Annotated in this window: 1 pseudogene; it reads right to left on the minus strand. The window is 48.8% G+C overall.

Going from position 1 to position 332, the window contains the following annotated elements:
* Positions 1 to 332 (minus strand): annotated as a pseudogene (locus ACSZOX_RS22395) (hypothetical protein); the annotation flags it as partial.

Consider the following 332-nt stretch of genomic DNA (forward strand, 5'->3'; position numbering starts at 1 on the left):
TCTTTCGTCGCATTGCCATTCACATCATAGGTATACGTATTGGTGTTACCCGATAAGCTTGCCAAACGGTTACTCTTGCCACTATTGTTGTAGGTATAGGTTGTCGAGGTTGTAGTTGTGGTATTCCCCGTATTACGGGCAAGCGTCTTGATGTTCCCGATATCGTCATAGGTCAATGCCTCGATCATGACCGTGGTACCCGAGCTTGTACCGTTCTTTAGGCGGTTCAGCTTATCGTAACTGTAATTGAACGTGCTGCTTGTCGTTGCCGCATGCCCCCAAAGCTGCTGGGCGATATTACCGTTAAATTGCGGTGCGGTAAGCTGTGCTCC

This window comes from Sphingobacterium sp. LRF_L2 (assembly GCF_965644235.1).
Lineage (GTDB): Bacteria > Bacteroidota > Bacteroidia > Sphingobacteriales > Sphingobacteriaceae > Sphingobacterium.